Origin of the sequence: Pseudoxanthomonas mexicana, from assembly GCF_046736355.1 — a bacterium.
GTDB classification, from domain to species: domain Bacteria; phylum Pseudomonadota; class Gammaproteobacteria; order Xanthomonadales; family Xanthomonadaceae; genus Pseudoxanthomonas_A; species Pseudoxanthomonas_A mexicana_B.
This window is the reverse complement of record NZ_CP157201.1, coordinates 1,205,689-1,220,794: the sequence shown is the minus strand read 5'-3', so window position 1 is coordinate 1,220,794 and position 15,106 is coordinate 1,205,689. Positions and strand designations below refer to the sequence as shown.

The 15,106-nt window shown below is 70.4% G+C and carries 12 protein-coding genes and 1 tRNA gene; 2 read left to right on the top strand and 11 right to left on the bottom strand.

Translation table 11 applies throughout. The annotated features are described in order from the left end of the window. Positions 1-181: 181 nt before the first annotated feature. A complete protein-coding gene (gene lpxH, locus AAG688_RS05460; protein WP_411834348.1) occupies positions 182-919 on the top strand; it encodes a UDP-2,3-diacylglucosamine diphosphatase in 738 nt (245 codons plus the stop codon). A 537-nt stretch (positions 920-1,456) separates the two neighbouring features. Here lpxH and AAG688_RS05455 read toward each other — a convergent pair. The 7 genes from AAG688_RS05455 to AAG688_RS05425 form a co-directional block, all read right to left on the bottom strand. Further along, on the bottom strand, positions 1,457-2,272 hold the full coding sequence (locus AAG688_RS05455) for a ferritin-like domain-containing protein (protein ID WP_411834347.1): 816 nt from the start codon (positions 2,270-2,272) through the stop codon (positions 1,457-1,459). Positions 2,273-2,608: 336 nt separating this feature from the next. After that, a complete protein-coding gene (purF, locus tag AAG688_RS05450) occupies positions 2,609-4,078 on the bottom strand; it encodes an amidophosphoribosyltransferase (protein WP_411834346.1) in 1,470 nt (489 codons plus the stop codon). 14 nt (positions 4,079-4,092) lie between these two features. Beyond that, positions 4,093-4,791: a CvpA family protein gene (locus AAG688_RS05445; protein WP_411834345.1), complete on the bottom strand. Its 699-nt coding sequence runs from the start codon at positions 4,789-4,791 to the stop codon at positions 4,093-4,095. Positions 4,792-4,882: 91 nt separating this feature from the next. Beyond that, entirely contained in the window at positions 4,883-5,944 is a 1,062-nt protein-coding gene (locus AAG688_RS05440; protein WP_411834344.1) for an SPOR domain-containing protein, read from the bottom strand. A gap of 62 nt (positions 5,945-6,006) precedes the next feature. Then, positions 6,007-7,266 carry a bifunctional tetrahydrofolate synthase/dihydrofolate synthase gene (gene folC / locus AAG688_RS05435; protein WP_411834343.1) on the bottom strand — a complete coding sequence of 420 codons (1,260 nt, stop codon included), beginning with the start codon at positions 7,264-7,266 and terminating at the stop codon, positions 6,007-6,009. Positions 7,267-7,573: 307 nt separating this feature from the next. After that, a complete protein-coding gene (locus AAG688_RS05430; RefSeq protein WP_411834342.1) occupies positions 7,574-8,218 on the bottom strand; it encodes a histidine phosphatase family protein in 645 nt (214 codons plus the stop codon). 125 nt (positions 8,219-8,343) lie between these two features. Beyond that, positions 8,344-10,506: a S46 family peptidase gene (locus AAG688_RS05425; RefSeq protein WP_411834341.1), complete on the bottom strand. Its 2,163-nt coding sequence runs from the start codon at positions 10,504-10,506 to the stop codon at positions 8,344-8,346. Positions 10,507-10,668: 162 nt separating this feature from the next. On the opposite strand from AAG688_RS05425, the gene tdh reads away from it, so the two are divergent. After that, complete coding sequence (tdh, locus tag AAG688_RS05420) at positions 10,669-11,691, top strand: L-threonine 3-dehydrogenase (RefSeq protein WP_411834943.1); 1,023 nt, start codon at positions 10,669-10,671, stop codon at positions 11,689-11,691. Positions 11,692-11,842: 151 nt separating this feature from the next. On the opposite strand, the gene AAG688_RS05415 is transcribed toward tdh, so the two are convergent. The 4 genes from AAG688_RS05415 to pheT form a co-directional block, all read right to left on the bottom strand. Next, positions 11,843-11,919 (bottom strand) — tRNA-Pro (locus AAG688_RS05415). 109 nt (positions 11,920-12,028) lie between these two features. After that, entirely contained in the window at positions 12,029-12,385 is a 357-nt protein-coding gene (locus AAG688_RS05410; protein WP_411834340.1) for a MerR family transcriptional regulator, read from the bottom strand. Then, on the bottom strand, positions 12,366-12,665 hold the full coding sequence (locus tag AAG688_RS05405; protein WP_411834339.1) for an integration host factor subunit alpha: 300 nt from the start codon (positions 12,663-12,665) through the stop codon (positions 12,366-12,368). Before AAG688_RS05405 ends, AAG688_RS05410 begins: the two co-directional genes overlap by 20 nt. Before the next feature lie 43 nt (positions 12,666-12,708). Continuing rightward, positions 12,709-15,096 carry a phenylalanine--tRNA ligase subunit beta gene (gene pheT / locus AAG688_RS05400; RefSeq protein ID WP_411834338.1) on the bottom strand — a complete coding sequence of 796 codons (2,388 nt, stop codon included), beginning with the start codon at positions 15,094-15,096 and terminating at the stop codon, positions 12,709-12,711. Between the last annotated feature and the right edge of the window lie 10 nt (positions 15,097-15,106).

Here is a 15,106-nt window from a genome sequence, read left to right as displayed (position 1 = left end):
CTGCCCCCGCGAAAGCGGGGCCGGGATGGGGATGGCGTCGATGTGCCGGCGGTTAAGGAGAAGAGCCTGCTCCGGATGGCCGGAGTCGGATGGCGGATATGCGCTGTCGGGGAACACCATCCCCACCCAACCCTCCCCTTGAAGGGGAGGGCTTTCACCCGGGTCGGCTTAGAATCGGGGCATGACCACTCTCTTCGTCTCCGACCTGCACCTGGACGACAGCCGTCCGGCCATCACCGGGCTGTTCGGCGATTTCCTCCGCGAGCAGGCGCGCGGCGCCGAGGCGCTGTACATCCTCGGCGACCTGTTCGAGGCCTGGGTCGGCGACGACGATCCGTCGGAGACCGGCGCGTTCGTCGCCGCGCGGCTGCGCGAGGTGGCCGATGCCGGCGTGCCAGTGTTCTTCATCCGCGGCAACCGCGACTTCCTGCTGGGCGCGGACTACGCCGCGCGCGCCGGCATGCGCATCCTCCCGGACCCGGCGGTGGTGGTGCTGTACGGCCGGCCGGCACTGCTGATGCATGGCGACCTGCTGTGCAGCGACGATACCGCCTACCAGGCCTTCCGCGCGCAGACGCGCGACCCGCAGTGGCAGCAGCGCTTCCTCGCCCAGCCGCTGGCCGCGCGGCTGGCCTTCGCCGCGCAGGCGCGCGCGGCCAGCCAGAGCCGCCAGCAGGACATGCAGGCCGGCGACCGCGCGCAGTTCGAGACGATCACCGACGTGGCGCAGGCCACGGTCGAGTCCACCCTCGCCCGCTACGGCATCGACACGCTGATCCACGGCCACACCCACCGTCCGGCCATCCACGAGCTGCGAATCGGCGACCTCGTCTGCCGGCGCATCGTGCTGGGCGACTGGTACGAACAGGGCTCGGTGCTGCGCGTCGATGCGGACAACACGACCCTCGACACCCTGTAGAGCGGAGCTCGCTCCGCTGCTCTCCGGCTCCGGAACCGGCAAAGCCGAGCAAGCTCGGCTCTACAACCGCAGGCCCGGCGATACCTCGCGACCCTCCTGTAGAGCGGAGCTTGCTCCGCTGCTTTCCGGGTTGCACCGGAGCCGAGCAAGCTCGGCTCTACAACCGCAGGCCCGGCGATACCTCGCGACCACCCTGTAGAGCGGAGCTTGCTCCGCTGCTCTCCGGCTCCGGAACCGGCAAAGCCGAGCAAGCTCGGCGCTACAACCGCAGGCCCGGCGATACCTCGCGACCGTTCTGTAGAGCGGAGCTCGCTCCGCTGCTCTCCGGCTCCGGAACCGGCAAAGCCGAGCAAGCTCGGCGCTACAACGGCAGGTCCGGCGATACCTCGCGACCACCCTGTAGAGCGGAGCTTGCTCCGCTGCTCAGGCTCCGGAACCGGCAAAGCCGAGCAAGCTCGGCTCTACAACGGCAGGTCCGGCGATACCTCGCGCCCCTCCTGTAGAGCGGAGCTTGCTCCGCTGCTCCCGGTTCTGGTCCTACCCCGCTTGCGCGTGCAGCGCAGCCAGTTCGTCCTCGTCGAAACCGGCCATCAGCCGCGCCTCGATGTTGAACGGGCCGTGCAGGTAGCCGCCGGCGTACTCGGCCAGCAGTTCGCGGAAGCGCTGCCTCGGCTCCACGCCGCCGCGTTCGCAATACCAGCGGAACCAGCGCGACCCGGCCGCCACGTGGGCGACCTCCTCGCGCAGGATGATCTCCAGGATGCCGGCGGTGGCCGCGTCGCCCAGCGAGCGCAGCCTGGCGATCATGCCGGGGGTGACGTCCAGCCCGCGCGCCTCCAGCACGCGCGGCACCAGCGCCATCCGCGCCAGGCCGTCGTGCGCGGTCTTCTCGCACATCTCCCACAGGCCGTTGTGGGCGTCGAAGTCGCCGTATTCGTGGCCCAGTTCGCGCAAGCGATCGCGCAGCAGCACGAAATGGCGCGACTCGTCCTCGGCCACCTGTACCCAGTCGCGGTAGAACTCCCACGGCAACCCGCGGAAGCGGTACACCGCGTCCCAGCCCAAGTCGATGGCGTTGAGCTCGATGTGCGCGATCGCATGGATGAAGGCGGCGCGGCCTTCGGCCGAACCCAGGCCGCGCCGCGGCAGATCGCGCGGGTGCACTAATCGCGGACGCGACGGCCGGCCGGGCATGCGGATTGGCGCGGGCGGCGACGCGTCGCCGGGGATGTCCAGCTCGCCGCGCGCGAACGCGGCGGCATGGCGCTGGGTCAGCGCGACTTTCTCGTCGACGTCGGCGGCATCCAGGCAAAGGCGCGCGGCGTCGAACAGCGATGGCGGCGAAGTCGGCATTGGGTTCGGAACGTCAGAGCGGTTTCGCTGCAAGTGTAGACAAATCATCGCTTCCGCTTGCCGAAGCCATTCTGGCATCTCGCCAAGAGCGCCCTCACCCCAACCCCACTCCGTGCCCCGGCCCACCGGCACAGCCGGTGGGCGTTCGTCGGGCCGCGAGCCATGGCTCGCAAGCGGCCCTCCTCACCCCGCAAGCGGGAGAGGGAGCCTCAGCGTATCGGTAAGAAGGTGATCCGGACCTCTTCAGGACACCAGGATCCGGCTCTGCTCCGAATCCCTAATCCCGAATCCCGAATCCCGGCTCTCAACGGACGCATGTCCGGTCATCCCCGCCCCTCAAGACACCCGCCGCTTCCGCTTCGCCTCGTCCGAGCGCATCTGCTCGATGCGCTCGAAATACCCCGGCTCGATGCCGGTGACGTAGCGGCCGTCGAAGCAGGACGAGTCGAAGCGCGCCAGGTCGGCGTTGCCCTCGCGCACCGCCGCCTCCAGGTCTTCCAGGTCCTGGTAGATCAGCCAGTCGCAGCCGAGCAGCTTCTCGATCTCCTCGACGCTGCGGCCGTGCGCGATCAATTCGTCGGCCGAGGGCATGTCGATGCCGTAGATGTTGGGGTGGCGCACCGGCGGCGCGGCGCTGGCCAGGTAGACCTTGCGCGCGCCGGCGTCGCGGGCCATCTGCACGATCTGCTGGCTGGTGGTGCCGCGCACGATCGAATCGTCGACCAGCAGCACCACGCGGTTGCGGAATTCCAGGTGGATCGGGTTGAGCTTGCGGCGCACCGACTTCACCCGCTCGCCCTGCCCCGGCATGATGAAGGTGCGGCCGACGTAGCGGTTCTTGATGAAGCCCTCGCGGTACTTCACCCCAAGCACGTTGGAGATCTCCAGCGCGGCGTCGCGCGAGGTGTCCGGGATCGGGATGATGGTGTCGATGTCGTGGTCCGGGCGCAGGCGCAGGATCTTCTCGCCCAGCTTGATGCCCATGCGCATGCGCGCCTTGTGCACCGAGACGTTGTCGATCATCGAGTCGGGACGGGCGAAGTACACGTACTCGAAGATGCACGGCGCGTGCTGCTGCGGCTCGGCGACGATCTCGGAGAACAGCTCGCCGCGCGCGGTGATGACGATCGCCTCGCCCGGCTCGACGTCGCGCACGCGGCTGAAGCCGAGGATGTCCAGCGCCGCCGACTCCGAGGCGACGATGTATTCGTGGCCCTCGTTGTGCTCGCGCCGGCCCAGCACTAGCGGGCGGATGCCGTGCGGATCGCGGAACGCCACCAGCCCCAGCCCCAGCACCACGCTGACCACCGCGTAGCCGCCCTTCACCCGCCTGTTGACGCCGGCCACCGCGCGGATCGCCGCCTCCGGCGACAGCGTGCGCTGGGTGTCCAGCTCGTGCGCGAACACGTTCAGCAGCACCTCGCTGTCCGAGTCGGTGTTGATGTTGCGGCGGTCCTGCGCGAACACGTCCTGGCGCAGCGCCTCGGTGTTGATCAGGTTGCCGTTGTGCGCCAGCGCGATGCCGTACGGCGAGTTGACGTAGAACGGCTGCGCCTCGTCCATGCCCTCGGAGCCGGCGGTCGGGTAGCGGCAGTGGGCGATGCCGACGCGGCCTTCCAGCACGCTCATCGCCTTGGCGTTGAACACGTCGCGGACCAGCCCGTTGTCCTTGTGCACGCGCAGCCGCGTGCCGTCGGCGGTGGCGATGCCGGCGGCGTCCTGCCCGCGGTGCTGGAGGACGGTCAGCCCGTCATAGAGCTGTCCGGCAACGTTCTGGTTGCCGACGATTCCGACGATGCCGCACATGGTTCACGCTCTCTCTAGGGTCGCTGGGTGGCCGGCGATGCCGGGTCCGGGTTGGGCCGAGGCTCCGGCGCGGGGGTGGCGGGAGGCTCGATGTTGGCCGGTTCGCCGGGCGGTGCCTCGCGCGGCGCATCACCGCGGCGGTCGCGCGCCTTGTCCAGCGCATCGGACATCGCCTGTTCGAGCAACGGCGCCACGACGCCACGCGCATTATCGCCTGCCGGCGCGGGCTTGCGAACCTCCGCGCCCGGGACGGCCCATTCCGGCATGCGCGCATGCATCCAGCCGATGACCGGCTGCAGCCACGGCAGCACCCGCGAATCCCGCCAGGCGGCGTCCTCGCGCAGCGGCGTGAAGCCGAGCACGAACACCGCCACGCAGACGATGGCCGCGCCGCGCAGCGCGCCCAGCGCCAGGCCTAGCAGGCGATCCAGCGCCGACAGCGGGGTAGACTTGACCAGCGTCTTCAGCAGCAGGCCGACCAGGCCGACCGCGGCCATCACCCCGGCGAAGGTCAGCGCGTAGCCCCCCAGCAATTGGGCGAGCGACGGTTCCACCCCGCCGGCCAGCCAGTGGGCGGCCTCGCTGCCGAACACGAACGACGCCCAGGCGGCCAGCACCCAGGCGGCGGTGGAGACGAGGATGCCGACGAAGCCGCGCAGCAGTCCCAGCAGCGCGGAGACGCCGATCAGCGAAAGCAGGACCAGATCGATCACGATCCCGCACGCCGCTCAGGCGCGCCGGCGACGGCGCCGCAACGCCACGACCATCGCGATGACCGTCCGCCCGTGGCGGCGCGCGGACGGCTCACGGATGCGGTCGCACCATGCCGTCGATGCCGAACTTGCCGGCGACCTGCGCCTTGAGCCGCTCGGCCTCGGCGCGGCTGGCCACCGGCCCGACCCGCACGCGGTTGAGCGTGCCCTTGTCGGTGCGCACCTGCTCGACGAAGGCGCTGAAACCTCCGGCGCGCACGCGATCGCGCAGCGCGTTGGCGTCGGCGGCATTGGCGAAGGCGCCCAGTTGCACCGCGAAGCCGACGTCGCGGGCGGCGGGCGCGGAAGGCGCGGGCGGCGGCGTGCTCGCCGGCGCGGGCCGCGCGGCGGTTTCGCCGGGGCGCGGCGCGGTGGAGACGGTGCGCGTCGCGGGCGCCGGCGGTGGAGTCGTCGCGGCGGCCTTGGTCGCGGGCGGTGACGACGCGGCGACCGCAGGAGGCGGCGAAGCCGGCAGCGGCTGCGTCGTCACCGTGGCGGCGGGCGTCGCCGGCTGCGTGGCCGGAGCGCTGGCGACGGCCGCCGGTGCAGGGGAGGCGGAAGGGGACGCCGCATCGGCATCGAGCACGACCACCTGCGCGTTGACGTCGTCGCGCACCTTGACCGCCTCCAGCCGCGCCGACTCGGCGGCGGCCCGATCCGGATACGGCCCGACCCGCACGCGCCAGGCGCCGCGGCCGTTGATGCTGGCTTCCTCGCGGTAGCCGGGCAGCTGCGCCTGGCGCAGGCGCGCGATCACCGCTTCGGCGTCGGCCACCGTCGCATAGGCGCCGAAGCTGACCGCGTAGTTGCCGGCGGCCGCCGCCGGCCCGGCGCCATTCGCGGGAACCGCCTCGTTCGCATCGCCTTCGCCGGCCTGCGGCGCGGTCGCCACCGGCATGCCCAGCGCACCGGTGCCGGACGGCTGGCCCGGCGGCGCGACCAGCGGCAGTTCGCGGGTCTCGTACTGCCCGCCCGGCGCGGCTGGCACTTCCAGCGGCACGTCCGACACGCCGCTGTCCGGCGCCGGCCCCTTCACCAGCATCGGCAGGAAGATCACGGCCAGGGCGATCAGCACGACCGCTCCGATCAGGCGCTGCTTGAGGGCTGTATCCATCGTGTCCACGCGGCGAAGGCGGAATGCAGGCGATTATACGGTCGCGTTCCGCGCCGGCCCCGTCATCGACCTGAATGCAGCCATGCCAGCGCCTCGGCGACCGTATGGAAGGAACCGAACACCAGCACGCGCATGCCGGCTTGCGCCCGCGACAGCACGGCATCGAGCGCATGCGCCACGTCGACATGCGCGTCGCCCTGCCCGGCCGCGCTGCCGGCGAGCCGGGCGCGCAGCGTTTCCACGTCCTGCCCACGCGGCGACTGCGGCTCCAGCCCGGCCAGGTGCCAGTCCACGTCCAGCCCGTCGAAGGCGGCGACAACGCCGGCGGCGTCCTTGTCGGCCAGCGCCGCGTAGACCAGCGCGGTCGGCGCCGCCGGCTGCGCACGCAGCCAGGCGGCCAGTTCGCGCGCAGCCTGCGGATTGTGGCCGACGTCGACGTAGACCTCGGCGCCATCGCGGACGAAACGCTGCAGGCGTCCCGGCAGCCGCGCCCCGGCCACGCCACTCGCGTACGCTTCCGGCGCGATGTCGCCGTCCAGCGCGCGCAGCGCGGCGATCGCGGTGGCCGCATTGGCGCGCTGCGCCGGCGCGGCCAGCGGCGGGTGCGGCAGCAGCAGTTCGCCGCCGACCTCGCGCCAGCGCCAGTGCGAAGCATCGACCGGCTCGTCGAAGAAATCGCTGCCGCGCCGCAGCGCGTTGGCGCCGATGGCGTAGGCGCGCCGCAGCACGCTGGAAGGCGAGTCGATCTCGCCCAGCACCAGCGGCTTCCACGGCCGCGCGATGCCGGCCTTCTCCGCGCCGATGCTCTCGCGGTCGGCGCCCAGCCAGTCGGTGTGGTCGATGTCGACGGTGGTGATGACGGCGACGTCCGGATCGACGATGTTCACCGCGTCCAATCGGCCGCCGAGACCGACTTCCAGCACCGCCAGATCGAGTCGCGCGCGCTCGAACAGCCACAGCGCGGCCAGCGTGCCGTATTCGAAATAGGTCAGCGGCGTGTCGCTGCGCGCCGCTTCGACGGCTTCGAAAGCCTCGACCAGCCGTTCGTCGCCCGCATCGGCGCCGTCGATGCGCACGCGCTCGTTGTAGCGCAGCAGGTGCGGCGAGGTATACGCGCCGACCTTCCGGCCGGCCTCGCGCGCGATAGCCTCGATGAAAGCGACCGTGGATCCCTTGCCGTTGGTGCCGCCGACGGTGATGACTTGCGCGGCCGGCTTGCCGATCCGCATGCGCTCGGCGACGGTTCGCGCACGTTCCAGCCCCATCTCGATGGACTTGGGGTGTTGGCGTTCGATATAGGCCAGCCATTCGGAAAGATTCATGTTGCCACCCAGGGTTCACCTTGCGATTGCGTCTCACTGCTTGCTGTCGCTGTCGCTGTTGATTTTGACTTGCCCGCGCCTTAAAGCGAGCCGAGCACCGCAGGCGGAGGCGGCCGAAGAGGTGCCTTGTCTGAGCGAAGCGAGTTTGGGCGCCGTGCCGACTCCGACGAGGAGCACAGGGAACCGATGCGGCGTAGCCGTATCGGCGAGTGTCAGGCGCCGGCGGTTTTGGTTACTTTTGCCAAGACAAAAGTAACTCGCGCTCTGCGCGAAAGCTTTGGCTTTGGCTTTGGCTGTGGCCAGCAGTTCACAACGCCCGATGCCTGGCCTCGCCGAAGAACGGCGTATGGTGCGCGCAGTCGTTCAGGCGCACCACCTCCAGGCTGTCGACGTCCGCGCCTTCCAGCAGGTTGATCGTGGTCGGCGCCTGGCGGAAGGTCCACAGCCGGGACAGCGGGATGCCCAGCACCTTGCACAGGATCACGCGGTTGACCGCATCGTGCGCGACCACCAGCAGCGTGTCCTGCTCGCCCAGCCCCTCGGCCGCGCGCGACAGCCCGCGCCAGGAACGATCCAGCACCTGCCGCAGCGATTCGCCGCCGGGCATCAGCACCGTGTCCGGCTCCTCGCGCCAGGCGCGCAGGCGGGCCGGATCCTTGTCGTGGATCTCGCTGGCCAGCAGGCCTTCCCATTCGCCGTGGGCGATTTCCTGCAGGTCCTCGTCGATGCCCAGCATGTCCGCGCGCGACTCGCCCAAGGCGCGCCGGGCGGTGTTCATCGCGCGCGACAGCGGCGAGGCGACCGCGCGGGCGATCGGCAGGTCCCGCAGGCGCTCGCCCAGCGCGGCGGCCTGCGCCTCGCCGACCGGCGATAGCGGGATGTCGATCTGGCCCTGGTAGCGGCCTTCGGCGTTCCACGGCGTCTCGCCGTGGCGGGCAAGCAGGATGCGCATGCGTCGGTGGTTCCTGTGGGGAGAGGTCTGGCGGTTTTCTGCAAGGCGGAAACGGCGAGGGGAGCGGATCATACCGCTCCCCTCGTCCGCCATCGCGGCCCGCATGGGCGGGCCTTCGGCAGCGCTTACTTGCCGACGTTCATTTCCTCCAGCAGCCGCGGCGACGGATAGACCTCCTGCATCACCCAGCGCAGGTAGCGGCCGTCGACGGCGATCATCCGGGTCATCTTCGGATCGAACACCCAGTTGGAGCTGACCGATTCCCAGTTGCCGTCGAAGGCCAGGCCGATCAGCTTGCCGTGCGCGTCAAGCACCGGCGATCCGGAGTTGCCGCCGGTGATGTCCAGGTCCGACAGGTAGTTGACCGGCACGCTGCCCAGGCGCTTGTCCTCCAGCCCACCGTAGCGCTTGGCCGCCACCGCGTCGAGCAGCGCCCTGGGCGAGTTGAACGGCTCGGCGCCGGTCTCCTTGGCGACCACGCCCTCCAGCGTGGTGAACGGCGTGTAGGCCATGCCGTCCTTCGGCTCGTAGCCGACCACGTTGCCGAAGGTGATGCGCAGCGAGAGGTTGGCGTCGGGATAGACGAACTTGCCCTGGCTCTTCTTGTAGTCGGCCAGCGCCTGCAGGTAGAGCGGGCGCGCGACCAGCGCCTCGCCGGCGCGGGTCTTGCGCTGCTTCTCCAGTTCCAGCAGCGTCGGCATCACCGCCACCGCGTAGCGGATGGCCGGATCGTCGCTGCCCTCGAACGCGGCGCGATCGGCGGCCAGCCACTTCAGCCGCTGCTCGGTGCTGGTCAGGCCGGTCGTGGCCAGCCGGTCCAGCGCCTGGCCGATGGCCTGCGCATCGTTGCCGCCCAGCCAGGCATCGACCGCGGCCACCCGCTGCGCGGCCGGCAGCTTCACGTATTCCTTGAGCCAGTATTCCTGCAACTGGCGATCCATCGCCGGCACGTAGCGGCGCTCGAGCTGCTTCTGCGCGCCCTCGATGGCCGGCAGATCGCGGTTCTGGAAGCCGGACTCGCGCTCGGCGTCGGGCTTGGCGCGCTCGATCGCCAGGCGGTACAGCTGGATCGCGCTGCCGATGGCGGCGGTGTTGTGGAACTGGCCGACGACGAAATCGCGATCGCGGGTGGTCCGCGCCTGCGCGGCCAGGTCGGCCAGCCGCTGGTGCGCGGCCAGCGCCTCGGCGCCCTTGCCGCCCTGCGCGCGCAGCCAGGCCAGCACCGCGGCCTCCTCGGCGCGCTTCTGCCCCGCCGCGTCGATGCGCTTGAAGCCTTCGAGCTGGCCGTCGTAGTTCTTGGTGACGTTGTTCCAGCTCGCCATCGTGCTGGCGTACTTCACCTTGATGTCCGCGTTCTGCCTGCCGGCCGCTTCCACCAGCGCGATCAGGTTCTTGTAGTGCTGGCCGACGGTCGGATAGGTCCAGTTGGCGGTGGCGTCGAACTCGGTCTCCAGCGCGTAGCGGTTGGTCGAGCCGGGGTAGCCGGCCACCATGACGAAATCGCCGGCGCCCAGCGGCCTGTCGGCGAACTTCAGCCAGCGCTTGGGCTGGTAGGGCACGTTGTCGGGCGAGTACGCCGCCGGCTTGCCGTCCTTGCCGACGTAGGCGCGGTAGAAGGCGAAGTCGCCGGTGTGGCGCGGCCACATCCAGTTGTCGATGTCGCCGCCGAACTTGCCGATGCTGCTGGGCGGCGCGTAGGCCAGGCGCACGTCGCGGATTTCCAGGTTCTTGAACAGCCGGTAGGTGTTGCCGCCGGAGAAGCTGTACAGGCGGCAGCGGAAGCCGGCCTCGGCCTCGCACGCGGCGACCTGCGCCTTGTCGAAGGCTTCCAGCGCGCGCGTGCGCGCCAGCGGGTCGCCGCCGGCGGCGGCGATGGCCGCGCGCGCCTCGGCGGTGACGTCCTTGATCGAGTCGAGCACGTAGACGCGCGCATTGGGTCCGGCGCTGACCTCGTCGGCGACGGTGGCCGGGTTGAAGCCGTCCACGATCAGGTTTTTCTCCGGCGTGGAGTTGAGCTGGATGGCGCCGTAGGCGCAGTGGTGGTTGGTCACCACCAGGCCGTTGGGCGAGACGAAGCTGGCGGTGCAGCCGCCCAGCGCGACCACCGCGCCCATCGGGTCGCCGGTCAGGTCGGACAGTTGCTGCGGCGACAGCTTCAGGCCGGCCTTCTTCAGCGGGCCGGCGATCTCCGGCAGTTGCTGGGGCACCCACATGCCCTCGCCGGCATGGGCAGCGCCGGCGGCCAGGCTGGCGACGGCAAGGGAAACGGCAAGCAGGTTCAGGCGCATCGGCGGCTCCACGACAGGGCAAAGAAGCCGATTGTAGCCGCCGGCGTCGCCCTGCCCGGCCATGACTTGTGGCAGGGGCGTGCCGGACCGGCGCGGACCGCGGGCGTATAATCCGCGCCCTCTTCCCCGATGGCCGTACCGTTCCCGATGACGCAGAAAACCATGAAGGCGCTGGTCAAGCGCGAAGCAGGCAAGGGCATCTGGATGGAGGAAATCCCGGTGCCGCAGCCCGGCCCCAACGAGGTGCTGATCCGGCTGGAGAAGACCGCCATCTGCGGCACCGACCTGCACATCTACCTGTGGGACGAGTGGAGCCAGCGCACCATCAAGCCGGGCCTGACCATCGGCCACGAGTTCGTCGGCCGCATCGCCGAGCTGGGCCCGGGCGTGAGCGGCTACAGCGTCGGCCAGCGCGTGTCGGCCGAGGGCCACATCGTCTGCGGCCACTGCCGCAACTGCCGCGGCGGCCGCCCGCACCTGTGCCCGCACACGGCCGGCATCGGCGTCAACCGCAACGGCGCGTTCGCCGAGTACATCGTGATGCCGGCGTCCAACCTGTGGCCGATCCCGGACCAGATCCCGAGCGAGCTGGCCGCGTTCTTCGATCCCTACGGCAACGCCGCGCACTGCGCGCTGGAATTCGACGTGGTCGGCGAGGACGTGCTGATCACCGGCGCAGGTCCCATCGGCATCATCGCCGCCGGCATCTGCAAGCACATCGGCGCGCGCAACGTGGTGGTCACCGACGTCAACGACTTCCGCCTCAAGCTGGCCGCCGACATGGGCGCCACCCGCGTGGTCAACGTCGCCAACACCTCGCTCAAGGACGTGATGGCCGACCTGCACATGGAAGGCTTCGACGTCGGCCTGGAGATGAGCGGCAACCCGCGCGCGTTCAACGACATGCTCGAATGCATGTACCCCGGCGGCAAGATCGCCCTGCTCGGCATCCTGCCCAAGGGCGCCGGCATCGACTGGGACCGCATCATCTTCAAGGGCCTGACCGTGCAGGGCATCTACGGCCGCAGGATGTACGAGACCTGGTACAAGATGACCCAGCTGGTGCTGTCGGGCTTCCCGCTCGGCAAGGTGCTGACCCACCAGTTGCCGGTGGAGGAGTTCCAGAAGGGCTTCGACCTGATGGAACAGGGCAAGGCCGGCAAGGTCGTGCTGAGCTGGTACTGACGGCGGTTCGCCGTAGCGCCGGGGAGTGGAGCAAGCTCTACAAAAGTCCTCGTCCAGGGCTGAGCTTGCTCGGCTGCCTTTGCTGTTCCCGCTCTCCAGGAAAGACCCACAAAAAAGCCCGCGCCAGGCGCGGGCCTTTCGTCGATCGCATTGGTCGGGACGGCCGGATTTGAACCGACGACCCTCTGCCCCCCAGGCAGATGCGCTACCAGGCTGCGCTACGCCCCGAACTGATGCGATGGTTCCCGCCCTGCGGCGGGGCGGCAATTATAGCCGCAAAGCGGTGCTTCTCACAGCCGGCCCGGGCCGGCGAATCCGCGCGGAAACGCCAACGGTTTCAACGCCGCAGCAGTTGCAGGATTTCCTCCAGCTCCATCCGCACCTGCCTGACGATCTGGTGGCTCAGCGCCGACTCCTGGCGGGCGCCGTCGCTTTCCAGGCGCAGGCGCGCGCCGCCGATGGTATAGCCCTGTTCGTACAGCAGGCCGCGGATCTGCCGCACCATCAGCACGTCGTGGCGCTGGTAGTAGCGGCGGTTGCCGCGGCGCTTGACCGGCTCCAGGCTGGGGAACTCGGTCTCCCAGTAGCGCAGCACGTGCGGCTTGACGTCGCACAGCTCGCTGACTTCGCCGATGGTGAAGTAGCGCTTGGCCGGGATCGGCGGTAGCTCGCGATTACTGCCCGGATCCAGCATAGGCCTCCACCCTTTCCTTGAGCTTCTGGCCCGGACGGAAGGTCACCACCGTGCGCGCCGAAATCGGGATCTCCTCGCCGGTCTTGGGGTTGCGGCCGGGGCGCTGGTTCTTGCGGCGCAGGTCGAAGTTGCCGAAGCCCGACAGCTTGACCTGCCGTCCCTGCTCCAGCGCCTCGCGCAGGACGTCGAAATACGCGTCGACGAACTCCTTGGCCTCGCGCTTGTTCAGCCCGACCTCGTCGAACAGACGCTCGGCCATTTCCGCCTTGGTCAATGCCATCGCTACCGTTTCCCCCGGGGTTCTCCCCACCTGCCGCAATGCCTCATCCGCGAATCCTGGCGCCGTGCTCGCGGCCAAGGGAGGCCACCACTCGGGCGGCCACCGTTTCCACATCGCGTTCGGTCAGAGTGCGTGAGTTGTCCTGCAAAATCAAGCCCATAGCCAAGCTCTTGAAGCCTGCTTCGACGCCCTGGCCGACATAGCGGTCGAACAGCACGATCTGCCGCAGCAGCGGGCCGGTGGCGGCCTTGACGGTGGTCTCGATCGCCGCCCAGGGCACCTGCTCCGGGACGACGAACGCGAAGTCGCGACGCACGGACGGATAGCGCGACAACTCGCCGGCGCGCGGCAGCGCGCGCGCCGACAGCGCGGCCAGGTCGATCTCGAACGCGATCACGTCCGTGTCCAGGTCGAGATCGCGCGCCAGCCGCGGATGCAACTGGCCGATCCAGCCGATGTGCACGCCGTCACGGTGGATGTCGGCCGAGCGCCCCGGGTGGCCGTGCGCCGCCTGCGACGGCCGGTACTCCAGCGACGCGCCGGAGGCGGCGGCGAGGCTCTCCAGGTCACCCTTCAGGTCATGGAAGTCGACCTTGCGCGCTCGCTCGCCCCATTGCTCGGCCAGCGCGTCGCCGCAGACCGCCGCGGCCAGCCGCAGCGCCTCGACGGGTGCGGGCGCATCGCCGGCACCGGCCGGGGCGCTTGCAAACACGTTGCCGATCTCGAACAGCCGGACCCGCCCGGCCTGGCGCGCCACGTTGCGCTGCAAGGCCGCCACCAGCCCCGGCAGCAGCCGCGTGCGCATCACCGCCAGTTCGGCGCTGAGCGGGTTGGCCAGCGGCACCGCGCCGGCCTCGGCCTGCCACTGCCGCAGCCACTGCGCATCGACGAAGGCGTAGTTGATCGTTTCCAGGTAGTCGCGCGCGACCAGCTGGCGGCGCGTGCCGGCCGGGTCGAACACCGTTTCCGGCGGCGCGACGATGCGCGCGGCGCCGCCGGGCAGCGTGGTCGGGATGTTCTCGTAGCCGTGGATGCGCGCCAGTTCCTCGATCAGGTCTTCCTCGATGGCGATGTCGAAGCGGCGGCTCGGCGCGACCACGCTCCAGCCCTCGCCGACGGCCGCCACCTGCATGCCCAGCGCACGCAGGATGCGCTCGATCTCGGCATCGGCGATGTCCACGCCGAGCACGCGCGCCACCCGCGCGCGGCGCAGGAAGATGGCGGCCGGGCGCGGCAGGTGTTCGGGCAGTTCCGCCGTCACCACCGGGCCGGGCGCGCCGCCGGCCAGCTCGACCACCAGCCGGGTGGCGACCTCGATGGCCTGCGCCGGCAGCGCCGGATCCACGCCGCGCTCGAAGCGGTGCGAGGCGTCGGTATGCAGGCCGAGCTTGCGGCCGCGGCCGATGATCGCGGCCGGCGCGAAATGCGCCGCTTCCAGGAACACGTTGCGCGTGGTCTCGGTGACGCGGGTGTCGTGGCCGCCCATCACGCCGCCCAGCGCGACCACGCGATCGGCATCGGTGATGACCAGGAAATCGTCGTCCAGCGCCGCATCGCGGCCGTCGAGCAGCCTGACCGTCTCGCCGGTGCGCGAACGGCGCACGCCGATCGGCCCGGTGAGCAGATCGCGATCGAAGGCGTGCATCGGCTGGCCCAGTTCCAGCATCACGTACTGGGTGATGTCCACCAACAGCGAAACCGGACGCACGCCGCTGCGGCGCAGGCGCTCGGCCATCCACGCGGGCGTCCGCGCCGACGGGTCGATGCCCTCGATGACGCGGCCGCAGTAGCGCGGCGCATCGGCGCCGGCGTGCAGCTCCACCGCCAGCCGCGCGTCGTTCAGCGCCGGCATCGGGGTGGCGTCGAAGGCGACCACCTCGCTGCCGCAGGCCGCCGCCACGTCGAAGGCGATGCCGCGCACGCCGAAGCAGTCGGCGCGGTTGGGGGTGAGCTTGATCTCGATGCTGGCGTCGGGCAGGCCTAGGTAGTCGGCGATCGGCGCGCCGATCGGCGCGTCGTCCGGCAGTTCCAGCAGGCCGGAGGCGTCGGCGTCGATGCCCAGTTCCTTCGCCGAGCACAGCATGCCGTTGGAATCCACGCCGCGCAGCTTCGCCGCCTTGATGTCGATGCCGGCCACCCGCGCGCCGGCCAGCGCCAGCGGCGCGCGCAGCCCCGCGCGCGCATTGGGCGCGCCGCAGACGATCTGCAGCAGTTCGCCCTGCCCGGCATCGACCTGGCAGATCTGCAGGCGATCGGCCTCGGGATGCCGGGCGCATTCGACGATGCGCGCCACCACCACCTTGTCCAGGCCCTCGCCCAGCGGCGTGACCTCCTCGACCTCCAGGCCGATCGCGGTCAGCGTGGCGGCCAGTTCATCGCGCGTGGCTTCGGTGGGGACGTGGCTGCGCAGCCAGTTTTCGCTGAATTTCATGGGAGCCGGG